This window comes from Rhodobacter sp. SY28-1, assembly GCF_005222785.1.
Lineage (GTDB): Bacteria > Pseudomonadota > Alphaproteobacteria > Rhodobacterales > Rhodobacteraceae > Tabrizicola.
Window position 1 is genome coordinate 72,883 of the sequence record NZ_STGH01000003.1, and the last position, 24,641, is coordinate 97,523.

General features: G+C 60.6%; 28 protein-coding genes and 2 tRNA genes. 28 read left to right on the forward strand and 2 right to left on the reverse strand.

The features are described from left to right. Positions 1-35 precede the first annotated feature (35 nt). From E8M84_RS14440 to E8M84_RS14510, 15 genes are all read left to right on the forward strand, one after another. Entirely contained in the window at positions 36-443 is a 408-nt protein-coding gene (locus E8M84_RS14440) for an HU family DNA-binding protein (RefSeq protein WP_137111937.1), read from the forward strand. 23 nt (positions 444-466) lie between these two features. After that, positions 467-541: transfer RNA gene (locus tag E8M84_RS14445), tRNA-Val, on the forward strand. A gap of 89 nt (positions 542-630) precedes the next feature. Beyond that, positions 631-2,196 (forward strand): DUF6538 domain-containing protein, encoded by a 1,566-nt coding sequence (locus E8M84_RS14450; protein WP_137111938.1) that lies wholly within the window; start codon positions 631-633, stop codon positions 2,194-2,196. A gap of 74 nt (positions 2,197-2,270) precedes the next feature. After that, positions 2,271-3,485: a phage portal protein gene (locus E8M84_RS14455; RefSeq protein ID WP_240790400.1), complete on the forward strand. Its 1,215-nt coding sequence runs from the start codon at positions 2,271-2,273 to the stop codon at positions 3,483-3,485. Next, positions 3,478-3,807, forward strand: coding sequence for a gene transfer agent family protein (locus E8M84_RS14460; protein ID WP_137111939.1), 330 nt, complete (start codon positions 3,478-3,480; stop codon positions 3,805-3,807). Before E8M84_RS14455 ends, E8M84_RS14460 begins: the two co-directional genes overlap by 8 nt. Then, the gene (locus E8M84_RS14465; protein WP_137111940.1) at positions 3,804-5,309 is read left to right on the forward strand and encodes a phage major capsid protein; all 1,506 of its coding nucleotides are present in this window, start codon (positions 3,804-3,806) and stop codon (positions 5,307-5,309) included. Before E8M84_RS14460 ends, E8M84_RS14465 begins: the two co-directional genes overlap by 4 nt. Before the next feature lie 6 nt (positions 5,310-5,315). After that, the gene (locus E8M84_RS14470) at positions 5,316-5,945 is read left to right on the forward strand and encodes a hypothetical protein (protein ID WP_137111941.1); all 630 of its coding nucleotides are present in this window, start codon (positions 5,316-5,318) and stop codon (positions 5,943-5,945) included. Between the two features lie 10 nt (positions 5,946-5,955). Further along, the gene (locus E8M84_RS14475) at positions 5,956-6,303 is read left to right on the forward strand and encodes an HNH endonuclease (protein WP_137111942.1); all 348 of its coding nucleotides are present in this window, start codon (positions 5,956-5,958) and stop codon (positions 6,301-6,303) included. Positions 6,304-6,322: 19 nt separating this feature from the next. Beyond that, entirely contained in the window at positions 6,323-6,628 is a 306-nt protein-coding gene (locus E8M84_RS14480; RefSeq protein ID WP_137111943.1) for a hypothetical protein, read from the forward strand. Between the two features lie 27 nt (positions 6,629-6,655). Beyond that, on the forward strand, positions 6,656-8,065 hold the full coding sequence (locus E8M84_RS14485) for a hypothetical protein (protein ID WP_137111944.1): 1,410 nt from the start codon (positions 6,656-6,658) through the stop codon (positions 8,063-8,065). A gap of 425 nt (positions 8,066-8,490) precedes the next feature. Next, the gene (locus E8M84_RS21505; RefSeq protein ID WP_170971951.1) at positions 8,491-9,330 is read left to right on the forward strand and encodes a hypothetical protein; all 840 of its coding nucleotides are present in this window, start codon (positions 8,491-8,493) and stop codon (positions 9,328-9,330) included. 587 nt (positions 9,331-9,917) lie between these two features. Next, positions 9,918-10,289: a head-tail connector protein gene (locus tag E8M84_RS21510; protein WP_170971952.1), complete on the forward strand. Its 372-nt coding sequence runs from the start codon at positions 9,918-9,920 to the stop codon at positions 10,287-10,289. Next, positions 10,289-10,747 (forward strand): HK97-gp10 family putative phage morphogenesis protein, encoded by a 459-nt coding sequence (locus tag E8M84_RS14500; protein WP_137111945.1) that lies wholly within the window; start codon positions 10,289-10,291, stop codon positions 10,745-10,747. The genes E8M84_RS21510 and E8M84_RS14500 overlap by 1 nt, the downstream gene beginning before the upstream one ends. Beyond that, complete coding sequence (locus E8M84_RS14505) at positions 10,744-11,220, forward strand: DUF3168 domain-containing protein (protein ID WP_137111946.1); 477 nt, start codon at positions 10,744-10,746, stop codon at positions 11,218-11,220. Before E8M84_RS14500 ends, E8M84_RS14505 begins: the two co-directional genes overlap by 4 nt. Continuing rightward, positions 11,220-11,531, forward strand: coding sequence for a head-tail adaptor protein (locus E8M84_RS14510; protein ID WP_137111947.1), 312 nt, complete (start codon positions 11,220-11,222; stop codon positions 11,529-11,531). The genes E8M84_RS14505 and E8M84_RS14510 overlap by 1 nt, the downstream gene beginning before the upstream one ends. A gap of 2 nt (positions 11,532-11,533) precedes the next feature. Here the strand turns inward: E8M84_RS14510 and E8M84_RS14515 are convergent, their stop codons facing one another. Further along, positions 11,534-11,923, reverse strand: coding sequence for a hypothetical protein (locus E8M84_RS14515; protein WP_137111948.1), 390 nt, complete (start codon positions 11,921-11,923; stop codon positions 11,534-11,536). A gap of 47 nt (positions 11,924-11,970) precedes the next feature. Here E8M84_RS14515 and E8M84_RS14520 point away from each other — a divergent pair, with 47 nt between their 5' ends. The 13 genes from E8M84_RS14520 to E8M84_RS14575 all read left to right on the forward strand — a co-directional run bounded on the left by E8M84_RS14520 (position 11,971) and on the right by E8M84_RS14575 (position 23,259). After that, entirely contained in the window at positions 11,971-12,363 is a 393-nt protein-coding gene (locus E8M84_RS14520) for a P27 family phage terminase small subunit (protein ID WP_137111949.1), read from the forward strand. Continuing rightward, positions 12,360-13,970 carry a terminase large subunit gene (locus tag E8M84_RS14525; RefSeq protein ID WP_137111950.1) on the forward strand — a complete coding sequence of 537 codons (1,611 nt, stop codon included), beginning with the start codon at positions 12,360-12,362 and terminating at the stop codon, positions 13,968-13,970. The genes E8M84_RS14520 and E8M84_RS14525 overlap by 4 nt, the downstream gene beginning before the upstream one ends. An 11-nt stretch (positions 13,971-13,981) precedes the next feature. After that, positions 13,982-16,327: a phage tail tape measure protein gene (locus E8M84_RS21885; RefSeq protein ID WP_205914627.1), complete on the forward strand. Its 2,346-nt coding sequence runs from the start codon at positions 13,982-13,984 to the stop codon at positions 16,325-16,327. 279 nt (positions 16,328-16,606) lie between these two features. Continuing rightward, positions 16,607-17,080: a hypothetical protein gene (locus tag E8M84_RS14535; RefSeq protein ID WP_137111951.1), complete on the forward strand. Its 474-nt coding sequence runs from the start codon at positions 16,607-16,609 to the stop codon at positions 17,078-17,080. Positions 17,081-17,141: 61 nt separating this feature from the next. Further along, positions 17,142-17,651, forward strand: a complete 510-nt coding sequence (locus E8M84_RS14540) for a hypothetical protein (protein WP_137111952.1) — start codon at positions 17,142-17,144, stop codon at positions 17,649-17,651. A gap of 142 nt (positions 17,652-17,793) precedes the next feature. Continuing rightward, positions 17,794-17,958, forward strand: coding sequence for a hypothetical protein (locus E8M84_RS21520; protein ID WP_170971953.1), 165 nt, complete (start codon positions 17,794-17,796; stop codon positions 17,956-17,958). Between the two features lie 178 nt (positions 17,959-18,136). After that, positions 18,137-18,577, forward strand: coding sequence for a hypothetical protein (locus tag E8M84_RS14545; protein ID WP_137111953.1), 441 nt, complete (start codon positions 18,137-18,139; stop codon positions 18,575-18,577). 109 nt (positions 18,578-18,686) lie between these two features. Next, positions 18,687-19,046: a hypothetical protein gene (locus tag E8M84_RS14550; RefSeq protein WP_137111954.1), complete on the forward strand. Its 360-nt coding sequence runs from the start codon at positions 18,687-18,689 to the stop codon at positions 19,044-19,046. Then, a complete protein-coding gene (locus E8M84_RS14555) occupies positions 19,046-19,363 on the forward strand; it encodes a hypothetical protein (RefSeq protein ID WP_137111955.1) in 318 nt (105 codons plus the stop codon). The genes E8M84_RS14550 and E8M84_RS14555 overlap by 1 nt, the downstream gene beginning before the upstream one ends. A gap of 474 nt (positions 19,364-19,837) precedes the next feature. Further along, a tRNA-Val gene (locus E8M84_RS14560) sits at positions 19,838-19,913 on the forward strand. Between the two features lie 172 nt (positions 19,914-20,085). Beyond that, positions 20,086-21,321 (forward strand): efflux RND transporter periplasmic adaptor subunit, encoded by a 1,236-nt coding sequence (locus E8M84_RS14565; RefSeq protein ID WP_170971954.1) that lies wholly within the window; start codon positions 20,086-20,088, stop codon positions 21,319-21,321. 1 nt (position 21,322) lies between these two features. After that, positions 21,323-22,051, forward strand: a complete 729-nt coding sequence (locus tag E8M84_RS14570; RefSeq protein WP_137111957.1) for an ABC transporter ATP-binding protein — start codon at positions 21,323-21,325, stop codon at positions 22,049-22,051. Continuing rightward, positions 22,048-23,259, forward strand: coding sequence for an ABC transporter permease (locus tag E8M84_RS14575; protein ID WP_137111958.1), 1,212 nt, complete (start codon positions 22,048-22,050; stop codon positions 23,257-23,259). Before E8M84_RS14570 ends, E8M84_RS14575 begins: the two co-directional genes overlap by 4 nt. Positions 23,260-23,283: 24 nt before the next feature. Here the strand turns inward: E8M84_RS14575 and E8M84_RS14580 are convergent, their stop codons facing one another. Further along, positions 23,284-24,393, reverse strand: a complete 1,110-nt coding sequence (locus tag E8M84_RS14580) for a serine/threonine-protein kinase (protein WP_240790401.1) — start codon at positions 24,391-24,393, stop codon at positions 23,284-23,286. Positions 24,394-24,641 lie beyond the last annotated feature (248 nt).

Consider the following 24,641-nt stretch of genomic DNA (forward strand, 5'->3'; position numbering starts at 1 on the left):
CGCGCCCAACCGAAACTGGAAGGATCGTCAGGCACATGGCCCCCCGTACGCCCAAGGATACCGAGAAGAAAGCCGCCAAGTCCGCCAAACCGGCCAAGCCCGCAACAAGGCCGAAGACCTCCGAGGCGGCCAAGCCCGAGTTGAAGGTCGTCGCCGCGGCCCCCGCAGCCGAGGCGTCGGGCGGTGCGATGAAGCTAAGGGACCTGATCGACGCCGTGGCCACCGCGACCGGCGGCAAGAAGCCCGAGGTGAAGAAGACGGTCGAGGCCACGCTGGCCGCCCTGGGTGAGGCGCTGGCAGCCGGGAAGGCCCTGACTGTGCCGCCCTTGGGCAAGCTGCGCGTTGTGAAGGCCAAGGGCCCGGCCCTGACGCTGAAACTTCGGGTCGCCGAAGGCGCCAAGGCTGCGGGATTGGCCCTTGCAGACGACGGAGAGGATGGCTAAAAGCCCCGCAACGAACAGGTTTCGGGCGATTAGCTCAGCGGTAGAGCGCTTCGTTCACATCGAAGATGTCAGCGGTTCAAATCCGTTATCGCCCACCATCTAACCCCCAGTAAAACAAAGAAAGCCCTTGTTTTGCTGGGGTTATTACGTTCTGCTGTTACAAAATCCGTTACAAAATGGGTCTGTGATGGCTGGCGCACAACGATACCTCTTGAACCGCGATGGTCGATTCTTCGCCCGGCTGGTGGTGCCGAAAGACCTTCGGCCTATCGTCGGTAAGTCTGAGTTGCGGGCACCCCTCGGGCCGGATCGCAGAACTGCCGTGAAGCTTCTGCCGGGCGCAGTGGCGCAGCTTCAACACCAGATCGCCCAGGCAGAACGGCAGGCGGCACCCGCGAACGTCGCTACCGCACCATCCCGCTATCCACTGGCCCCGGATCAGATCGCGCTAAGCCACTATCACCAGCGTCTCGCCCTTGACGACGAACTGCGGAACGATGTTCGGCACTCCTTTGGCTATGTGGACGATGTGCTTGTGCAGCGTTTGCGCGACGGCATGGCGGGCAAGCTGACCGATGTTGAACTTGCTTTGCTGATCGGCCCGAGGATCGAACGCTTTCGCGCGGCGGGCAACCTGACTGCCGAACCCGGTTCTGACGAATGGCGGCACATCGCCCGCGCCTTGTGTGTGGCCGAGTTTGAAGCCCTGTCGCGTGTCGCGGAACGGGATGAAGGCGACTTCATCGGCAAGCCCGAACACCCGCTGATCGCAAACGCCGTGCCGCCCGAGGATCAGCCCGAACCGGTGAGCCTGTCGAAACTGTGGGATGACTACATCAAGGCCCGCACAACAGCGGGGTTCATGAAAGACGGCGGCAAGCGAATGCGGCCTGTCGCGGCCAGCTTGCGAAAGTTCCTCGGGCACAACGATGCACGGCAGGTCACCAAGAAGAACCTGCTGGACTGGCGCGACCAGTTGCTTGTGTCTCTCTCTGCCAAGACGGTTTCAGACATGTATCTGTCTGCCGTGCGGTCCCTGTTTCAGTGGGCGCACGAAAACGAGCGCCTGCCGGGCAACTCCGCCGCTACGGTGAAGCAAGCGAAGCCCAAGAAGCAACGTGTCCGAGAGGCGGGGTATACCGATGCCGAAGCTGTCGCGGTCTTGAAGGCGTCTCGGTCCTATCAGCCGAATGCCGATGGACTGGGGCGCATCCGTGAAACCCCAGCCTCGGTGAATGCTAAGCGATGGGTGCCGATCATCTGTGCCTTCACCGGCGCGCGCGTGTCAGAGATCACGCAACTACGGGCCGAAGATGTGCGCAAGGATGGCGAACGGCTGATCATTCGTATCACCCCGGATGCTGGCACGGTGAAGGCGGGCGGCTATCGTGACGTGCCGTTGCATCGCCAGATCGTCGCCTTGGGTTTTGATGACTTTGCAAAGGGCGTGGGGCAGGGGCCGTTGTTCCACAACGGAACCGACCCCGAGAAATATGCGGCTAAAGCCGTTCGGATGACCAACCAAGTTGGAACATGGCTGCAACAGAGTGGCCTTGTTCCGGCAGGTGTTCAGCCCAACTACGCTTGGCGACACCGCTTCAAGACGCAAGCGCGGGACATGGGCGCGGATACTCGCGTTGTAGACGGCATACAGGGCCACGCAGGGCGCACCGCTTCCGATGGCTACGGTGATGTTAGCATTGCCGCAAAGATCAGGGTGATCGATCAACTGCCCGAATACCCACTAGTGTAATACTATAACAATTCTCTTGCGGGCGGATTCCGCACTGTGGTATCCTGATACCGTAGTGAGTTAACGAGTTCCGCATGGGTATCATGACCAGCCTTGGCCGAATGTTCGGCCAAGGCACCCCTGAACAGAAAGCCTTTGGGCTGACCGACCCCGAGGCTCTTGCGCTGTTCGGAGTTCTTTCTTCCGCCAGCGGCCTTCCCGTCACCGCCGCCAGTGCAATGCGTGTCCCTGCCGTCAAGCGGGCCGTGTCGCTGATTGCAGAGTCGGTCGCCACCATCCCCTTCAAAACCTACGTCACCGAAACCCGCGAGACGGCACAGGACCACCCGTCCTATTCCATCGTTCATGATTGGGCGAATGACTGGACCAGCGCCGAAACCCTGCGGGAACAGCTCACCGTTGATGCCCTTCTGACCGGCGACGGCTACGCCCAGGTGGTGCGCAACGCCGAAGGCAAGGTGCTTGAACTGCACCGGATGGACCCGAGCGCGGTTCAGATGGAACGCAACGACTTCGGCGAACCAACCTACCGCATCCGGTTGCAAGATGGTGGCGAAGCCATCCTTGCCTACAGTGACGTTCTGCACTTGCAGGGCATGGGTGGCGTGTCGCCGGTGACGATGGCCCGAGAGGCTATCGGGCTGGCCCTTGCCGCCGAACAGCACCTGTCCAACTTCTTCAAGAACGGTGGCCGACCCTCGGGCGTGATCCTGCACCCGAACAAGCTTGAAGCCGAGACCAGCAAGAAGCTGGCTGCAAGCTGGTTTGCCTCGCACGGTGGCGACAAGGCCGGATCAACCGCAATCCTTGATGAAGGGATGGACTATAAGCAGATCGCTGCCCAGCTGGCGGATTCCGAGTTTTCAGAGGTTCGTCGGGAACAGGTCCGCGAGATTGCCCGCGCCTTCAACGTTCCGCCTGCCCTGCTTTACGAACTGTCGCGGGGCACATGGTCCAACTTTGAACAGTCGCACCGTGACTTCCTGACAGGCACCCTTCGCCCTTGGATCAGCCGCTGGCAGGCCGCCTATGCGCGGGTGCTGTTGACGCCCGAGGAACGCACCCGGTTCTACATCGAAGCAACGCCGGATGACATGCTGTCGGTGGAGTTCGCCGCCCGTGCGACCGCCTTCAGCCAATACGTCGCCATGCGGGCGCTTACCCCGAATGAGGTTCGGGCCGCGCTGAACCGCCCGCCGCTGCCCGGTGGCGACACCCTGCAAAACCCCTTCACGACCACCAGTGCAGCCGCCCCTGCACCTTCCGAGGATACACCTGAGAATGACTGACCAGATCACGCACCGCGCCTTCTTCGGCGACGGTGAACACGCCTTCTGCCTGACTGATCCGATGCTTGCCGAACTCGAAAAGATCACCGGGCTTGGTGTGGGTGCCCTGTATCTTCAGCTTGTCGGCATGGCCTGTTCGGCCACTGTCTTGCGCGAGATCATCCGCCTTGGGCTGATCGGAGGCGGCACCTCGCCCGAGGATGCAATGCGCCTCTGTGATGCCTACGCCAGCAATCGTCCCTTGGCCGAAACCTTCCCGCTGGCCTTTGACATCATGGAGGCCCGCTGGACTGGCTTGAAAGCCGACAAGGCTGCTGCATGACCGATCGGCTGGAAATCAAGGCCGCCCTGACCGTCACCGATGCGGGCGAAGTCATTGGCACCGCCTGGCCCTTCGGTTCCCCTGACCGGGTGGGTGACGTGATCGAAAAGGGTGCCTTCACCGGCCCGGCCACGCTGCCCATGCTGTTCAGCCATGATCAGGCACAGGTCATCGGGGTTTGGGATGAAATTACCGAAGGCGAAGCTGGCCTGACCGTGAAGGGCCGTCTTCTGGTGGACGACGTGGAACGCGCCCGCGAGGTCCGCGCGATGGTCAAAGCCGGTGCTGTCTCGGGCCTGTCCATCGGCTTTGTCACCAAGGACGCGAAGCGCCACGCCAAGGGCCGCACGATCAGCGCCCTTGAACTGCATGAAATCAGCATTGTTGCGGTCCCGGCACATCCGGGGGCGCGGATCACCTCAATCAAGTCTGTAACGAGTGGAGTTCCCCAAGTGGAAATCGAAGACCCCAAGACCCCGGCGAATGCGCCGGAAATCGACACCAAGGCGTTCAACGCCGTTCTGTCCCGGCTGGACAAGCTGGAAGCCAAGACGGGCCGTCCCGGTGCCCCGGCCATTGTGCAGGGCGAAGACAAGGCAGAACGGAAGGCTTTCGTCACCTTCCTGCAAACCGGCCAGATCGATCAGAAGGCCTTGACCGTCGCGAACGATGCCCCGGCCTATGTGCTGGCCCCGGAAGAAGTCTCGGGTGAGTTAATCCGCAATCTGGTGGAGTTCAGCCCGATCCGGTCCATCGCCGATGTGCGCACCACCGCAAGCCACACTATCCTTCTGCCGAAGCGCACCGGGATCACGAATGCAGTTTGGGTGGGTGAAACCGCTACCCGCACCGCCTCGGAACCGACCTTCGATCAGTCGCAGATCGAAGTGAAGGAACTTGCGACCTATGTGGACCTGTCCCTGCGGATGCTTGAAGACTCGGGCAACGTGGATTCCGAGGTCCGGCTTGCTCTGGCCGAAGACTTCGGCGCGAAGGAAGGCCTGGCCTTTGTGAACGGCAGCACCGCCGTTGAACCGACCGGGTTCATGGCCGCCGCAGGTATCGCGGAAACGAACAACGGCCACGCCACCAACCTTTCGGCGGATGCCCTGATCAACCTGTTCTATGCGATGCCCGCGACCTACCGGAACCGGGGCGCATGGGTCATGAACGGCACCACGCTTGCGACCGTTCGCAAGCTGAAAGACGGTCAGAACAACTACCTGTGGCAACCGTCCTTCCAAGCGGGCCAGCCGGAAACCATCCTCGGGCGTCCCGTGGTGGAAGTGCTCGACATGCCGAACGTGGCCGCCGCCGCGACCCCGATCATCTTCGGCGACTTCAAGGCCGGGTATCGCATCTATGACCGTGTGGCGCTGGACGTGCTGCCCGATCTTCTGACGCAACGCACCTCGGGCCTGGCCCGCTTCCATGCCCGTCGCCGGGTGGGTGCTGGCGTGGTGCGGACTGACGTGTTCCGCAAGCTGAAGATGGCCGCCTGATCGGCCATGCCCGGCACCGTCCAGCCCTCGCCGGAAGTCCTGTTGTGTTGCGGAACTCATGCCGTGACCCTGCGGGCTTCCTTGCGGGCTGCGATGGCGCTGGAAAGCCTGCCGGGCGGTATCGCGGTGGTCTGGGAAGATACCGCCCGGCAGAAGCTGACTGCGCTACACGCCGTCATCCGGGCTTCTGCCACGGATAGGGCAGGGGCCGAGAGGCTTCTTGCCCATGCCGCCACTACCCCGATTGGGCAATTCGCCCACACCGCGCAAGCGGCCTGCCTGGCCCTGTTGTCCGGCTTTCTCAAAGCGGAGGATCAGGGCGAGGCAACCCCTTCCTCTACCGAACCGGCCAAACCCTTCCGGGACTACCTTGCGGACCTGTTCAGATACGGCACCGGCTGGCTTGGCTGGCCGCCGTCCGAAGTCTGGAATGCCGGTATAGGTGAGTTGGAAGCCGCCTTCCTCGCCCATGTAGATCGCTTGGTGAAGATGACGCCCGGTGCCAGTGCGAACGGCACGGCGACGGGTGATGGCGACTACACCGCTGACCGGCTTCGGCAGATCGAAGATCAGGGCTTTGACCCTGCCTTTGATCTTGAAGCGCTGCGGGCCTTGAAGTCCCGCCACGGCCTATGAGGCCCTGAGCGTGCCCAAACCGCCCCGCCTCTGCACCTGCGGGCAGATCGTGCCCGCTGGCTCCGTCTGCGCTTGCCAGAGGGACGCCATACGCGTCCGAGGCCGTCGCCACGATGCCAAAAGGCCCAACAGCCGCCAGCGCGGCTATACGCGCCAGTGGGAGGCCCTGCGGGCTGAGTTCATCCGCCTGCACCCGCTTTGTGCCTTCTGCGGTTCCACCAGCGAACACGTTGACCACATCAAGGCGCACAAGGGGAACCCGGCGCTGTTCTGGAACTGGAACAACCTGCAAGCCCTCTGCGAACACTGTCACAACAGCGTCAAGCAGAGGCAGGAACGGGCTATCAATGTCGGCTAGGGGAGCCGGTCATAATCAGTTGCATATCGCCAACCCCGAGCGTGCGCTGTGGCAGGCTGTGCTTCTACAGGCAATAGAGGAAGCGTTGCACGGGCCAAAGAGCGTATCCACATTGCACCGCGCCCGTGAGTGGCAAGAAGCCCGCGACTACATCACCACCCCCAGCGAAGACCTTGAGATGGTCTGTTCACTGGCAGGGGTGGAGATGGAGGCAGTGGTGGAGCGGATGAAACTAGAGACTAAGAGCCGCCACCGAAACGCCAACTTTCATGGCCTCGGCACGCTGCGCGAGCGGAATCTTGTCCAACGAAAGGACTCGTCGTAAGCTGCTTCGATAATTTTGGAGGGCACCTTGACTAAGAGAATTGCCGCTGTTGGCGTCGAACTTGCTTCTTCATCCGTTGAGCACATAGAGCTACTATCTCGCAAGTCACTTCTTGATTGGGACATTGTTATCTTTCGACCAAATGTAAATGGCTTGGAAGCCGATTCCCACTACAACGGCCGGCGAAGCTTCGGCGCGCACTACTCGACTCAGATCAAAGACGCTCAAGCTCATTGGCGTCAGCAAATTGAAGCGGCGGTGAAATCAGGAACAACAGTCTTCATATTCCTATGCAGCCCAGAGCAGTTCTGGATTGAAACGGGGAAGAAGCAGTATAGTGGCACTGGAAAAAGTGCTCGCGCGACGACTATTGTGACCGATTTAACCAACTACGATCTTGCGCCAGTCCCGCCGGGGTGGAATGCGGCAGAAGGTTCGGAGATGGTGTTGGATCCTATTTTCCGAGAGATACTCGGATCATATTGGGATCGATTTGGAAAGTCATCGGTCTACCATGTGTCCTGGAGTCCCAATCAAGGTAACCGCTGTATCGGCACGAGAGCGGGTGGTCGCACTACGGGCATTTGCGTGAAGGCGGATGAGCACGAAGGTGGGCTGGTCTTTCTTCCTGATCTGAATTTTGACGATGACAGCTTTGCTGATCTAAATGACGATGAAGACGACTTAGAGTGGACGAAGGAAGGCAAAATCTTCGCTGAGTCCTTGGTATCTGAGCTTGTAGAAGTCACGCGGCGAATAAATTCAACGCTTGAACGAAGCGCAGCGCCATCCTGGGTTTCGGATGCAGCATATGTGCTTCCCGCTGAAAAGGAGATTAGGAATACTGTAGTGAAGATCGAAGGTGAGATTGATCGCCTGAATCGGGAAAGATCGGAGAAGCTATCCGAACTTGACGAGGTTGAGCGGATGAAGGGTCTTCTATATGAATCTGGGAAGCCCTTGGAACATGCGATACTGCTAGCTTTGCGGGTGCTGGGTTTCAGCGCCGAGAACTTTACAGATGAAACTATGGAGCTCGATGCGGTATTTGCTTCTGAGGAAGGAAGGCTGATAGGTGAAGCAGAGGGTAAGGATAATAAGCAGGTAAACATAACAAAGCTCCGACAGCTAAGTGTCAATATCGAGGAAGACTTTGAGCGCGAAGAAATAACAGTTCGTGCAAAGGGCGTGCTCTTTGGAAACGCCTTCAGGTTCACACCTCCGGATGAGCGAGAACCTTGCTTTACAGATAAGTGCATTACGTCAGCACAGGTTACTTCTATTGCACTGATTGATACGGTCTCACTCTTTCGGGTAGCATCATATTGTCTCAGGCATAACGATGAGAGTGTTGCAAAGGCGTTTCGTCAGAAGCTTTTTTCCGAGAGTGGAGTTATTCAGGTATTCGGTCTTCTTTCTGCTGAGGCAGTTAAGTAGCCGCTATGGAGAGTGTGCCTGTTCGGTCAGCCCTGGCAACCAGCGCAGGAGGTCCGCCAGTTGAAGTTTCTGTGCGATGCGTCCGTGCGAACCGACCTCTGCGTTCTGCGGTGCCATCAGCTTGAGCCGGTCAATTGCATGGGCCGAAGAACTGCGCATGGCTGCACCCCCCATTCGGGAGTGGCCGGAAGCCCGCGGCTACATCAACGCACCACGAATATGCCTAGCCAAGGTCTGTGCGATGGCGGAGATAGAGATTTGGGTGGTGTTAGAGCAGAAGCGAGTTAGGATCGCAACGATACACGCAGCTAATGACGTGCTGGAATGCCCGCGCAAAGAGGTCGCTAGACAACATCATTGGTCTGGACAATCGATCCCGAACACGATCAACTGAGCCTGTCAAAAGGACTAATCGGAGAACAACCTTGTTTAATCTTCTTGTTCAATCTGGTGGATGGCCAGCGCATCAGAGTGACTTCGAATCGTCTCGTATATTTGAATACACAGATGACCATATAAGGGACCTCTTTACCGTCGGTGGACGGCCGAATTTTCGCGATCTAATGGCGTTGCCAGCTCTCTTTATGCCTGAACAGAATTCGGGTGATAACATGGCACGTGTAGGAACGATTACGCGTGTAACGAGTTCAGGGGCGCGAAGCGTGCGCATTGAATATTCCTACGATCCGAAAATGCCTGCCGTTAGTGTCGATTGGATAGGGTCGATAGCGTCAGATCTTGGAATGCATGATTGGGAGTTTAGTCGCACCCACTGGGCTGTGAAAGAGCCCGATCTTTTCCGGGCAATAATAACAGCTATGCAGCCACAACAGAACCAAGCCATTGTATTTAATGTTCCGGACAAAAGCGCTATTCAAAGAGATCAGATTTCTGTAATGATGCCATTTGATCGCGGATTTGATGGAACATATGAAGCAATACGCAGGGCTGGCGCGACCGTTCGTATGCGAGTGAATCGTGCTGACAACATTTGGGAGCATCATGCAATCATTCAGGACATTGTTTCTTTAATTGCCAGGTCGCAGATTATTGTTGCTGACTGCACGGGCATGAATCCAAATGTCTTTTATGAGATAGGGATTGCTCATGCAATTGGACGTGAGGTTATTTTAATCACTCAGAACATGGATCATATTCCGTTTGACCTAAGGCACCTTCGAGCGCTGACTTATCACCCCAACGGCGAAGGTTTGGATACTTTGCAGATTAAGCTGACGGATAGAATTCAAACTCTTCTGCGCTAATAGGGAAGGTCAAATCTAAATGTGGACTTGCGGGCATTTGCGGTGAGGTGCCCTCGAAAGGGCACCTCTCTTTTTATGACGAGAACCACATCTTGAAGGCTGCCCAGAGAAGCGCTGGAATCAGGCCAAGCGCAATCGCCCAAAAACTGGGTTCTTGCACCACTTTTTCAAGAATCACGAGTCCTGATTTAGTGTCAATAATGATGCGTGTTTTCGTCTCTTTCTTTAAATTCATAGCATAGAATTCCTTTACTAGAAGGTCGTTCGAAGAATTCTCTGCTGTTCATTTGGCTAGAGCTTCTCGTCACGGTATCCTTTCGATTGTTGAATGAATGCTCAGTCCAGGCTCCGCGCTGTTCTCATTGGATGAGCGGGGTTATCATGAGAACCCAGCCAATGTTGAGGCTAGTTGCCTAGCCGACACCTGACAAGGATGTGCATCGTGCAGTGCCTGGGGTGGCCGGGAACTTCATGCCCTTTAGGGAACCGGCGCGGGGAGCTTCGCGCAAGACTGTTATAATATAACTTTTCTAGGTTGGGGTAATATGATACCGTAGCAGGGTAACGAGTGCCTGTGAGTAACGAGTATGCCCCTGTCCCTCGCCCTGATCCGGGCGCACCTGAATCTTGAACGTATCCCGACCGAAGACCCGCTGCTTACCCACTACGGCAACGTGGCCGCTGCATGGGTTCAGGCCTACACCGCCCAACCCTTCGACCACGGCAACGCCCTCATGGTGCAGGCCGCGCTTCTCATGGTAGCGCATCAGTATGAAAGCCGCGAGGCCGTCACCTTTGGCAGTGCCTATCAGCTTCCCTTCGGTGTGCATGAACTGCTTTCGCCCCTGAAGAACCGGGTGACGGGCCACCGGCAAGACCTTCCCGCCGAACCGCCTCTGCCCCCGCCAGCGCTGGAGCCTGATCCGCCCGCCCCTGACCCTGATGCGGACCCCGTGTGATGGGCAAGCTGGTGACAGGTTCCGAGGCGCTTGCGAGCAAGCTGGCCGCTGTTCCCACCGAAGTGCTGCAAGCCCTTCGCCCGGCTCTCACAAAGTCGGTGCATGAGATCGCAGCCGACGCGCGGGCGCTTGCTGCGAGTTCCCGGCGCACGGGTGCGCTGGTGGAGTCCATCGAAGCGACTTCACCCGGCGAGACTACCCCGCCGTTTGCCACGGGTGGCGGCAGGCTGACTGCCGGGCCGAACCAAGCCTTTGTGACGGCGGGCGATACCGATGCACGGCATGGGCATCTGGTGGAGTTCGGCACGGAAGAACGCCACCACCAGGACGGCACTAGCACGGGCACCATGCCCGCCGAACCCTTCTTGCTGCCCGCGTGGCGATTGAACAGAGCCCGTGCCGAACGCCGGATCAAGAAGGCTATCAGCGACGCCGCGAAGAAGGCGGTGGCAGGATGAACGATCCGACCGTTGCCCTGCAAATGCTGATCCGGGACCGCCTGGCGGAACACCCGAAAATTGAGGAGCGTATCAGCCCCTACAACATTCGTGTTGGCCCTATCGGACCCCACCACATGCCCGCGATTGTGCTTAGCCCGGCACGGGTTCGCGTTCTTGGGCGGGCTTCGGGCGGTCAGATCGTGGCCGAGGTGCGCGTGTTCCTTCACCTCTGGACGCCGGAAGACGCTTCAACGCTGCCCGATGGTCAGTATTCGTCTTGGCTTCTGAAGAATGAAGGCGGCTCTGCCACGGCGCAGATCATCGCCAATGCGATGCTGTCCGCACTGATGGACGCGCCCCGCGCATCCGACTTCCAGATTGACGAATGGGACCGTCCTGAACTGGTTTGGAACCGCGACCCTGATCCGGCGCAGCCCTTCATTCATGGAACGGTGGCCTTGCGCGCGGTCCTTCGGTGGAGGGCCGACTAATGCAGGCTGGCAAGCTTCAGAACCGGATCGAGTTGCAGCGCTTGGAGGAATCCTTCGGCTTGGATCGATCAGTTCGGCAGAGTTGGAGAACCTACGCGACCGGGAAGGCCGAACTTCGGCAGGCCGGTGCTTCGGAGTTCCTGACCACCTTCGGCGATGGCGTGTCGAATAATGCGGTGTTCCTGATCCGGTGGATTCCGGGCGTGTCGGTAACCGACCGGATCATGCACGGCGGCAAGGCGTGGAACATCGTCGCGGTTGCCGAGATCGGCCGCAGGAAGGGCTTGGAACTGCGGGCGGTGGCGTCGTGAACCTATTCGTAGAACATCCATCGGTCGCGCTCTTCGCCGTTGTAAGTGACCATGGTCCCGCTTTGCTTGTCATACGTGCAAAGGACACCATCCCATTCCTGCCGTTTCATCTCGGCTTTCAATTCCTCGCTGGTTTCCTCAGTAGGAACTATCTCAAAAACAAGTTGACCGTGCTTTTTCCACGATCTTGCAAGCGCGAGTTCAAGTCCTTCGTATTTGCCCGTCTTAACTTTCTCAGTCAGCCAATCAAGGCAGCTCGATCCATACACTTCTCGCTCTTGGTCAGTGGTCTTGTCCGAAATGGCGGCCTGATGCCGCTGGTGGTAGACCCAAGCTTGGTATCCCGTGGCGAGGTTAGTGACGACAAGAAGGGCGACAATAGAGCGGCTCATAGATCGGTTTCCAAGTGCTATTGCCCCAACCTAGCCGGGTGGCTGGCATGAGCAAGCACCTTCGCGGGGTGAAGCCCAAGGTCGCAGCCGATCAGGAACCGCTTGCCCGCGTCCCCAAGGCCCCGGCCTACTTCAGCACCTACGCCCTGGCCGAATGGAAGCGGGTCCTGCCGGTCCTGGTGGCCCGGCGGGTGATCTGCGCCGCCGATCTGGCACAAGTGGAAACCTACTGCCTTATGAATGGCTTGGTGCGACAAGTTGAGACAGAACGTCAACTGTCTGGCGGGGTGATCGACCCCAAGCTGTTCAGTGTTCAGAACCGGGCAGCACAAACCGCCCGCCAGATCGCCGCCACCCTCGGGCTTGATCCGGTCAGCCGGGCACGGCTTGGCAGCGCTGCGCCGGAAGACGACGATGACAACCCCTTGGCGGTGGCATGACGACCGCCTTCCCGGCTTGGATATATGACGGCACCCCCATTCCCGACCCTCTCGGGCACGGGGAACGGGCCGTCACCTTCTTGCGCCGTCTTCGGCACCCGAACAGCGATGCACCGGGCCGGGCCTTCCAACTTCACGAATGGCAGGAACGGATCGTCCGGCGCATCTACGGCCCGAGGAACGCGGACGGTAGCCGGATCGTCAAGACCGTGTTGCTGTTGCTTCCGCGCGGGAACCGCAAGACCAGCCTGGCCGCTGCGCTGGCGCTGTTGCACCTGTTCGGCCCGGAAAGCCGTCCCGCTGGTCAGGTGCTGTTTGCTGCCTGTGACCGGGAACAGGCGTCCATCGGTTTCAAGGAAGCCGCGAACATCATCCGGGAAGATCGTCGCCTGTTGAACGCGGTGACGATCCGCGATGCCTTCAACAGCAAAAAGCAGATCACGTTCGGGAAGAAGGCTTCCACCCTGACCGCCCTTGCTTCGGATGGTGGCGCAGCCCACGGCCTGACCCCTTCCTTCACCCTGATCGATGAAATCCATGCCTGGCGGGGCCGTGACCTGTGGGAAGCAATCAAGAGCGGTCAGGCCAAGACCGATGATACCCTCATGGTGATAGCCACCACGGCAGGGCGCGGGGCCGAAGGACTGGCCGCCGATCAGTTCAACTACGCGGTGCGGGTGGCGAAGGGCGAGGTGGTGAACCCCGAGTTCCTGCCGGTGCTGTTTATGGCCGAACCGGATGACGACTGGCAGGATGAAGCGGTATGGCACCGGGTGAACCCCGGTCTTGCACATGGCTTCCCGTCGCTGTCCGGCCTGCGGGCGCTTGCGAAAGAGGCCGAGGGCAACCCTGCCGAACTTGCCAGCTTCAAGCAGTTCAACCTGAACATCTGGCAGGCCAACAGCCGTGACCCGCTGTTTGATCTGGCGACCTATGACGCCCGCTGCCTTGAAGACGATGAAGCCGACCTTGAACAGCTTCCGGCCTACATCGGGGTGGATATGTCTGTCTCTGGCGACCTCACCGCCGTCTCAGTCGCGTTCCGGCATGACGATGGGCAGATCACACTTCGCAGCACTGTCTTTGTGCCCGACGATGCCTTGCGCGAGAGGTCCAGCCGCGACGGCGCACCTTACCAGCGATGGGCGACTGACGGGCTGATCCGGCTCTGCCCTGGCCCGATCATCGATAACGACATGGTTGAAGATCATGTGCGCAATCTCTGCGCCAGCTACGATGTGCAGGAAGTGGCCTTTGACCCGCACCTGGCCCGCGTGGTCATGCAGCACTTGCACGATGAAGGCTTGCCTGTGTTCGCCTTCCCGCAAAGGCCCCTGACTATGGGCGTCGCGGCTGGTGATCTTGAAAGGATCGTCACCGGGCGGCTGATCCGGCATGATGGTGATCCGGTGCTTCGGCACCATTTCGAGAACGTGGTGACAAGCCGCAACCCGACAACCGGGCTGGTGCGGATGCACAAGGCCACCACGGCCAGCCGAATAGACGCTGCCGTGGCCTCTGCAATGGCTGTCTCTCGGGCCGTCACCGCCAACAACACCAAGTCCCGATACGATGACCCGGAAGTGCCGGGCCTTATGATCCTGTAGGAGTAACGAGTATGGCCGAAGTTCAGGGCCTGATTATCAATCTTGAAGCCCGCACTGCCCAGCTTGAACGCGGGTTGAAGCGCGCAAACGAGGCGCAGCGCAAGGCCGCGCAACAGATGGAACGGCGGGCGAAGACCTCTGCCGATCAGATCGCAAAGAGCTATGAAAGCGCGGGCGGGCGGATCAGCGATGCCTTCAAGACCATCGCCATGCCGAAGCTTGCCGGGCTGGCCGGAACGGTCGCGGGCATCGGTATCGCGGGCGGTGTGGCCGCCGTGCGCCAGACGGTGCGAGGCATCGCGGAAATCGGCGATGCTGCCAAGCGGGCTGGGATGCAGGCAGAGGCATTTCAGGAATGGGGCTATGTCGCCGATCAGAACCGGATCAGCGTTGACGCCTTGACCGATGGCTTCAAGGAACTGTCCCTGAGGGCAGATGAGTTCATCGTGACCGGTTCGGGAAGCGCAGCCGAAGCCTTCAAGCGCCTCGGGTTCAGTGCCTCGGAACTGAAGGGCAAGCTGCAAGACCCTTCGGCCCTTATGGTGGAACTGGTGAAGCGGATGGAGGGCTTGGACAAAGCCGCGCAAATCCGTATCGCCGATGAACTGTTCGGCGGGACCGGCGGGGAACAATTCGTCCAGCTACTCGACAAGGGCGCTGCCGGTATCTCTGATCAGATCGCCCGCGCGCGGGATCTTGGTCTGGTCATGGATAGCGACATGATCGCCAAGGCCGCCGAACTGGATTCCAAATTCCGCGAAGTTGAAACCCGGCTGCAATCGATGTGGCGCACGGGCGTTGTGGAGGCCGGTTACTTCTTCGGTTTGATCGAACGTGAGAAGGAAAAGCTACAGTTTGACCCGGTGGATACTGCCCGGCTCTTTGGGCAGGACACTTCCGACGCGCTGGTCGATCTGCCCGAGGTTCCGCAAGAGGCTCTTGAACAGGTTGAAAGCCTGAAGATCGAATACCGCGACCTTGCAACCGAAGCGCAGAACATCATCCCGGCGCTGGCAAACGCCTCTAGCATGATGACTGCACTTGGTCGGGAAGCCGAAGCGGTCATGCTGCGCGACCTGACCGCTGAATTTGCCGAGGTGGCCGGTAGCTTCGCGGATGGCACCATCACCGGCGAAGAGTTCCGCGCCAAGCTGGAGGCAATCTCCGGCGAAGTGGTCAGGACCATTTCCGAGATGGAAGAAATGGACCAGGTGCGCCTGAGCGAAGTCACCGGATCAGTTCAGAACCTCTTGGCTTGGATTCAGGAGCTTCCGGCGGCTGCGGCTGCGGCCCGGAACGAAATCGCTTCGCTTGCGATGATGGACACTGGCACCCCGCTTTCGGGCACTGGAGCAGACCTGTTGCCGCCGTCGCCGGGCACCATCACCACCAGCCCGAGGCCGAAGGCAGCACCGGCCATGCTTGGCGAACCGGAAGTGCCCGGCAAGGGTAGTGCAGGTGGTAGCGGTGGCGGTGCTGGTGGCCGTTCGCAGGATGAGTTTGCCCGCGCCCTTGAGTCCCTGAACCAAGAGCGCCTGGCCCTTGAAGCCGAAGCCGCTTCGCTGATCGTCGCAACGCAAGCCGGGCTGGAATACGCGGAAGCCTTGGAGTTCGCCCGAGTGCGGGCTGACCTGCTTGTGGCAGCGCAGCGCGACGGGAAGGCGATTACCCCTGAACTTACCGCCGAAATCGACCGGCTGGCACAGGCACATATCCAGGCAGGCAATGCAGCCAAGCAGGCCGCTGACGATCTGGACCGGGTGAAGGAACGCGGGAAGAAGGGTGCCGAGGCCCTGACTGACGTGTTCACCAGCGTCCTGACAGGCGCAAAATCTGCCGAGGAAGCGGTGGGTGCGTTGCTCTTGGAGATCGCCAAGATTCAGTTTCAGAAGGCGATGATGGGTCTGTTCAGTGGGAGCGGGGTAGGTGGGTTCATCGGCGGCCTGCTTGGGTTCGCGGATGGTGGGTTCACCGGCACGGGCGGGAAGTATGAACCGGCTGGTGTAGTCCATCGCGGGGAGTATGTGTTCAGTGCCGAGACGGTGAAGCGCCTTGGCGCGGGCAACCTTGAACGACTCCATAGAAGCGCCAAGAAGGGCTATGCGACGGGCGGGCTGGTGGATGCACCCGAGAGGGTCGCAAGGGCGTCTGGTGACTCACTGCGGGCCTCTGGTGAGTCATCCGGCCCGAGTGTCACCATCAACGCCCCGGTGACGGTCAACGCCAATGGCGGGACACCGGAACAGAACGCCGATCTGGCCGCGAGGATGGCGGAACAAACCGAACGGATGTTCCGGGGGCTGGTGGCGGAAGAACTGGTGAAGCAGATGCGTCCAGGCGGGATGCTTCGCCGTTAGCCGGGGAAGGAAGCGGGCGAAGCCCGCGACCACCGGGGACGGGATGGCCTGTCCCTGAAAACGTTTCTCCGAATTTCTTGCACGTTCGTTGTTCTTCTCTCTTAGTGGTTCTCTATAACAAGCAAGAAATTCGGAGAAACGTCTCCGGCTGGGGTTACGCCTGACCTGAAACCATTCTCATTCCCCGGTCCGAAACCTCGGTTTCGGGGATGCAAAGAAATTCGGAGAAACGTCTTGTGTTGTCCCGGCTCCATTGACACTTAACGATTAAGTGTTTATGTGGAGGGCATCAACAACCAAGGACCCAACATGCCTACCCATATCAGCCTGCCGAACGAGCGCGTGGAACAACTCCGCATGATCGCAAAGGCGAAGAATACGACCATCCCCGAGGTCATTGCCGGGTTTGTCCGCGCCGAAATCGAGAAGGGCACCATCCCGGCAGCTGTTCCCGGTATCGACGTTGCATCGGACGGCCCGACCATCACGATCAAGGCGAAGGGCTTCGAAGCCACTCTGCCGATGAATGAAGGGCCGACCCTGGCCGACCTTCTCAAAGGGTCTGCAATGTCCACGTCCGACCCCGAGCGCAAGAAGCGCTGGCTTGAGGGACTGGCCGCATTGTCCGGTGTGAAGTTGAAGCGCGCCGGAAACGGGGTGAAGTTGGTTTCGCCCCTGACTGGCAGGGAGTTCCCGCTGAACCTCGACGTTGCCGCCGATCTGGCCGATCAGATCGACCGGGCGTCCAAATAGAAACAGGGGCCACCGCGCCAACGGTGAACCCCTGCAAACTTCCATCTGATAGAGCAACTATATGGAATCCGAAGAAGAATCGCAAGACCGCGCAAAGCGCCGGGCCGTGCGGAATGCAATCATCGCCAAGGTTGAAGCGGACAATGCCGAAGCGCGGGCCACGCGGAACGCCCGGCGCTACAAGGCCGAACGCGACCCTATCGAATATGAAGCTCAGAAGGATCGCCAGCGCCGCCAGTATGAGGCTGAGCAGGGCGGGCCTGTCCGGTCCTATAAGAAGATCATCGCGGTCACCAAAGAAGAACATGGTGAGGTTGCCAAGGCCCGCGATGCTGAGCGCAAGGCCGGGAAACGTGCGGCAATGTCGCCAGAGGAACGGCAGGCCGATACGGACAAGAAAGCAGATCATCAATGGGTGGAGCGCCGCCGGGCGAGAGGTATTCCCGAGGACGTCATTCAGGCGGGCCTGATCGCCCATATCCAAGAGCGTGAGGCGAAAAGGGCGGTGAAGGCACAGGCAGATGCCGAGGAAGCCATGATGCGGGGTGGTTCCAATTTCGGGCGGTTCTGATCGGCGGGAAATCTATCCCGGCACACTGGTAAGTATCTACTTACTCTACAAAAAACATTTAAAAACAGATAGTTAGGCTCTTGACGGCGGAATCTACCGTCACCTAGATTCATGGCATCACACAACGCTAGGAGCGCAACTGATGCCGATCTTCCTTCCTGACTATGACCGCCTTCTGTCCGATCTGCGGGCGGCTGCACTGACGACCGACTGGCGCAGCGCGATGGCCGAAGTGCTGGCCGGTGCTGACCTGATGCCCGAGGTCTGCCGGGGTGATTTTGAAGGGGAGGGGAGGGAGGCGGCGTGAACGCGGGCTGAAACATTTCGTGTTCGCGCGGACTGCAGTTCTTTGTGGCGGATGATGTTCGTTTCCATATATAGAAACGAACACGAACACGGAAACGGAGGATCGAATGGCAAAGTCAAATGCTGAACGGCTGCGCGAGTTCAAAGCGCGCAAGAAAGAGCAAGAGAAGGTCGCCAGCTTGACGCTGGACGATGTGTTTAAGCGCCCGTTCTTCGAGACGTTGCCCGAAGACTTCGGGCACGATTCAGCCTTTGTCGACAACTTCGAAATCATCGGCGTCGCGGCTCCTGAGTTCGCTGACGACCGTGGTATTGAACACCACACGCTCTACAGCGAAAAGTCAGCGCAGCAGCTTTTCCAGCTTGGCCGAAGGTCCCTTGGTCGCGCCGAGGTTATGGTTGCGGCGCTGATCGAAGCCGCGCAAGACCTTGCCGGTTTCGTCGCTGACTACAAACGCCAAGAGATCAACGCCCGCCTTGCCGAGATCGAAGCCTCTGACCTGTCGGCACCCGAGGCGAAGAAGGCTGCGCTGCAAGATGCGGCCCGGCTGAATAAGATGCTGGACCAGCTTGACAAGCAGGTTCGGTGGACCTTCCCGCAGTGGAAGGTGACAGGCTGAAAGTAGCCCTGAACCGTAATCTGCACCCGGTTCAGTAGCGACAAGAACGGAAGTCGGCAAACTAGCCCGCTCTTGTCGCCTAGCAGAAAACCTTTGGAGACTGACTGCTATGACCGATAATGCCATGAAAGGCCCGAAACAGGCAACGCCCGTGACCATGACGATGGATCACGACACCTTCTTCCTCTGGCTCTACGAGATTCAGGGCCGTCCCGGTGGCGCGGGTGAACCGCTTCCCCCGAACATGTCGTGGGAAAGGGATACCGACCTGACCTCGCCCTACTTCTTGGTGACTTGCTACATGGACACCGAAGAAGGCATCGTGATCGCTCAGCACAATGAAGATGCTAAGAGCGTCAAGGTGACGATGCGCTACCCCGCGCCTGGCCCGAACCTGATCCGCACCGTTCGGCTGATGCTTGGTGAAGGTGTCGAAGCACCGGACGATCTGATGGGGGAGGCCGCGTAATGGCCCTGAACCCTCTGCTTAAGAAGCTGGCGGCACAGACCGAAGCACGGCAGGCCAAGGAGGCGCTGATCGAAGCCTTCATGCGCAAGACCACGATCAAGTATGGCTGGCATGAAGAAACGCCCGCTGAAATGCTTCGCAGCCCCGGCGCAGACATCGGCATGGCTGACGTGGCCGAAGAGTGGGTTGATCAGATTATCGACTCCGATGAGCCGGATGCCGAGTTTGGTCAACTGATCGATCACCTGACCGGTGTGTTGATGAACGTCGAACTGGTCCGCAAGCACTTCCGCAAGCAGTTCGAAACGGCGGCCTAGACCTGATCAGGCCTGCCCAGCGGGCACCCCACCGGATGCCCGTTTTTCTTTTCCATCCCGAGAGACGATTTCCGATCACCGTCATACAGACATGTAGGCGGTTGACGCGCCGGGCCAGCGAGCGAGAGGCCAAAAGCGTTGCGGTTAGTCGGTGAGTGCGCGGGTTCGGTATTTCCATAAACCCCGACATAGCACGGTGGCCCCTCCAGGCTGCGCGGTGTTCGGGCTATCCCAAATTGCCCGAGGTGAGGGCGAGGGCTTCGGTTCTCGCCCTTTACCTTTCGCGAACCGCACATTTTCTTGGGCGTAACAACGTTACAAAAAGTCTTGTAAGTGTTTGATTTTATTCGACAAGTCAGCGGTTCAAATCCGTTATCGCCCACCATGTCCTGCAAGGCGCGCCCCACCCGGCGCGCCTTTTGCTTGCCGTCAGGGCTTGTCACGCCGGACCCGGCGCGCTAGGCACCAAGGCGGGGGCGGTTAGCTCAGTTGGTAGAGCGTCTCGTTTACACCGAGAATGTCGGGGGTTCGAGTCCCTCACCGCCCACCATATTCCGTTCACATCACCGGCAGCGCGACGGAAATTCCGTCCCGCAGCGTTAGATTCCAAGACAACCGCCTGGGCGCCACGCTACCCTGGCCTCAGGCGCGCGATGGCTATTTGGGGGAAGACTGCCTTGGCAGATGGTGGCGCAGGCCCGGCTTCGGATCCGGCAGAGGTGATGACCCGCATCCTGTCGCGGCAGCGCCCCCGGCGGCGTTGGCTGTGGGTGCTTCTGACGCTTGCGTTGATCGGCGGGGCAGGGGGCTGGGCCTGGCTGTCCCTGTCGCAGCCGTCCGGCAGCATCCGGTACGAGACGGCCGAGGTCACCCGCGGTGAGGTGATCGTGACCGTCACCGCGACCGGATCGGTCCAGCCGACGACGCAGGTCGACGTGTCCTCGGAACTGTCGGGTGCGCTGGCCGAGGTGGCGGTCGACTTCAACGACCGGGTCGAGGTCGGACAGGTGCTGGCCCGGCTGGACGAAACCAACCTGAACGATGTGATCCTGACGGCGCGGGCGCAGCTTCAGGCGGCCGAGGCCAGTCTGAAACAGGCCGAAGCCGCCGCGCGCGAAGCCGTTGCCAATCTCGAGTCGCAGGCCGAACTGGACAGGCGCGGGCAAAGCACGCGGTTGAAGATGGTCGCCTCGGAGGTGGCCCGCGACCGGGCGCAGGCCGCTGTCGATGGCGCGGTGGCCGAAGTCGCGCTCGCCAAAGCCCGTCTGTCCGAGGCCGAGAACGAGTTGAAGAAGGCAACGATCCGTTCGCCGATCTCGGGCGTGGTCCTCAACCGTGCGGCCGAGCCCGGTCAGATCGTCGCGGCCTCTCTGAATGCCCCGGTCCTCTTCACCCTGGCCGAGGACCTGGCGCGGATGGAACTGCGCGTCGATGTGGACGAGGCCGACATCGGCCGCGTCGGCGTGGGCAACACGGCAGAGTTCACCGTCGACGCCTTCCCCGACCGCAGCTTTCCCGCAACGATCACCACCGTCCGCTACGCCCCCGAAACGACAGATGGCGTCGTGACCTACAAGGCGATCCTCTCGGTCGACAACTCCGAAGGCCTTCTGCGTCCCGGCATGACTGCAACCGCGACCATTTCGGTGACGGTCCAGACGGACGCTCTCCTCGTCCCGAACGCCGCCCTGCGCTACACCCCGCCGCAAGAGGTGGACCAAAGCGAAGGGTCAGGAGGCGGCAGCGGGCTGATCGGAATGATCATGCCCGGCCGGTCGTCGACGGCCCCGCTTACGCGCGGCACTTCTGCCAGCCAGTCGGTCTGGGTCCTGCAGAACGGCGTTCCGACCGAGGTCCCGGTGCAGCCCGGCGATACCGACGGCAAGGTGACCGCCGTCATCGCCGAGGGTCTGGCCGAAGGCGACAAGGTGATCGTCGACCAGACGACGGACGGTTGACATGGCCGGTTCCCTGCCAAAGTCCGGCACGCCCCTGATCCAGCTCTCCGCTGTCAGCCGTGTCTACGGGACCGGCGAGACAGAGGTCCGCGCCCTCGACCGCACCGACCTTGTGATCGAGAAGGGCGAGTTCGTCGCCATCATGGGCCCGTCCGGCTCGGGCAAATCCACCGCGATGAACATCATCGGCCTGCTCGACCGCCCAACCTCTGGCCGCTATTTGTTCAATGGTACCGAGGTGCAGGACCTGGACCGCGACCGTCGTGCGCTTTTGCGGCGCCATTTCCTGGGTTTCGTCTTCCAGGGCTTCAACCTCTTGCCCCGCACCTCGGCGCTGGAAAATGTTGAACTCCCGCTGATCTACAAGGGCATGCCCCGTCAGGAACGGATCGAACGCGCCCGTCAGGCCCTGCGCAAGGTCGGGCTTGACGGGCGCGAGGATCACGACCCCTCGCAACTTTCCGGCGGACAACAGCAGCGCGTTGCCATCGCCCGCGCCCTGGTGGGCGCGCCGATGGTCATCCTGGCGGATGAGCCGACCGGAAACCTCGACAGCCACCGCAGCCACGAAATCATGCGCCTTCTGCAAGAGCTTAACCGCGAGGACGGCATCACCATCGTGATGGTCACCCACGAAGACGACATCGCGGCCTATGCCCGGCGCCTGATCCTCTTTGCCGACGGGCGCATTCGCAGCGACAGCCTGCAGCCCGAACGGTCTCCGGCATGATCTGGGAAACCATCCGCCTCGCCCTCCTGGCGCTTCGCCGCAACAAGCTGCGCTCGGCGCTGACCATGCTGGGGATCGTGATCGGCGTGGCCGCCGTGATTGCCATGGTCACCGTGGGGCAGGGCTCGTCGCGCTCGGTCGCGGCCAGCGTCGAAAGCCTGGGGACCAATGTCCTGTCAATTCGGCCCGGCGGCCGCGGGTTTGGCCCGGGTCCGGGGTCCTCGCAACCCGCGCGCCCCTTTACGCTGCGCGACGCCGATGCGCTTGCGGACCTGGCCGTCGTCCAGCAGGTGTCCCCCACAGTCTCCTCCACCCAGACCGTGGTCGCAGGCAGCGAGAACCTGTCGGCCAGCGTGACCGGGGCTACGTCCGGCTATCTGGACGTCAACGGATGGACAATTCTGCGCGGGCGGGGCTTCAACTCGGCCGAAGACCGCTCGGGCGCGTCGGTCTGCATCATTGGCATGACCATTCAGCAAACACTGTTTGGGACCTCCGACCCCATCGGCCAATCCCTCCGCGTCGGCAAGGTAAGCTGCGAGGTGATCGGTCTCTTGCAGGCCAAGGGCGCCGGCACCTTCGGCCAGGATCAGGACGAGATCGTCCTCATGCCGATCCGCACCGTCCAGCGGCGCATGCTTGGCAGCGACAATGTCTCGTCGATCTCGGTCGCCCTTGCCCCCGAAGTCTCCTCCCAGCGCGGCGCGCGCGAGATCGAGGCCCTGTTGCGGGACCGCCGCCGGATTTCCGGCAATGAGGCAAACGACTTCAACATCTCCGACCGCGCGCAGATCGCCGAGGTGCTGTCCGGGATCAACTCCGTCCTCACTGGCATGCTGTCCTCGGTCGCGGCGGTCAGCCTTCTGGTCGGCGGCATCGGGATCATGAATATCATGCTGGTCTCGGTCACCGAACGCACGCGTGAGATCGGCATCCGACTTGCCGTGGGCGCCGAAGCCAGTCAGGTCCTGACCCAGTTCCTGGTCGAGGCCGTGGTCCTGTCGCTGGTCGGCGGGATCATCGGGGTGATCTTCGGGCTGGCGCTGGCCTTCGGGGCCTCGCTGTTCATGGCTATCCCCTTTGCCCCACAGGTTTATGTCGTGGTGCTGGCCTTCGCCTTCTCGGCGCTGATCGGGGTGATTTTCGGTTTCTTCCCGGCCCGCAAGGCGGCCCGACTTGATCCGATCGACGCCCTGCGGCACGAATAGCGCAAGAGCAGCCGCCCTCTGGGGCTACCGCTTCAGGATCCGCAGCGCGACCAGTGCTTCCACGACCAGCGATTTCTGAGCCGGCTTGTCCGCGCCGCCCGTCGCCGTCTGATGCGCGGGCGCGGATTTTGTCCGCTGCCGTGGCGCCGCGATCAGGCTTTCGGGCAGCGGCCCGCCTTCCTCGCCAATGCGGATCCAGTCCAGCCAATCGCCCGCCGACTGGATGCGGTCGCGCGGCATCACCCGCACCGCCTTGTCGATGGCCTCGAGGAACCCCGGCGGATAGCCCTCGTACCGGCCGGCCAGCGGCTCATATGGATCCGCCTCGCCCTCGGCCACGCGGGCCAGGCGACGCTGGCTTTCCGGCGGCGCCTCGCCAGAGATGACGTGGTGGAACGTCGCCCCAAGCGAATACAGATCGCTCGCCGGGCTTTGTTCCGCCCCGGTCAGATAGAATTCCTGCGGCGAGTAGCCTTCCTTGATGACCCGCCGCCCGGTCAGTACCCGGGTCGCCCGCACCACCTGTTCGCTGGCAGCACCAAAGTCGATCAGGATCGGGTTGCCGGACTTGTCGACCAGGATGTTGTCGGGGCTGATGTCGCGGTGCAGGATCCCGGCCTGATGGATGAATTCCACCGCGCTCAGCATCTTCTTCAGCATCATCACCACCTGGTCGGGCGTGAAGGCCTGATCGGTGGAATTCAGGATGTCGTGCAGATCGCGGCCGTCGATGAAGTCGATGGCCATGTAGGCGGTGTCGTTGTCCTCGAACACCTGATGCACACCGACGATGTTCGGATGCACCAGACGGGCCAGGCTTTTCGCTTCGGCGACAAAGCTTTCGACAAAGCTGCGGTAATCCAGGTGATGCTTGCGCGACCGCGCGCGAACCAGCGTCGTGCTGCGGCGGCACAGCGCATTCGGAAAGCATTCCTTGATCACGACGGTTCGCTCAAGATTGTCCTTCGCCAGATAGGTGATGCCGAACCCGCCGCTGTTCAGGAATCCGACGATCGTATAGTGCCCGCCCAAAAGCTGGGTGCCCGGCTTCAGGTCATCGGCGAAGGCCTCGGGGTCAACCCGGCCCAACTCGCCTTCGAGCTGATTGCTGATTTGCGTCGGGCCTTGGGTCACTTCCACACCTGTCCGTCAGGTCACTCACAACATCGCACCCGCAGACGACAGGCACGGATGCGCCATGTTCGCTGCGTTCGCTTTCACAAAGATAAACTCGCTGCGGCCTCAACTCCGCAACGACAACATATCGTTAACATATTCTAGGCATGGTGCTTGATCTGACGCAAACGATTGCAACTTCAGGGGAAAGTTCCAGGGGAGGGGGCGGGAAGCCCGCACCCCGGCCCGACCGGTGGATGGTCTGC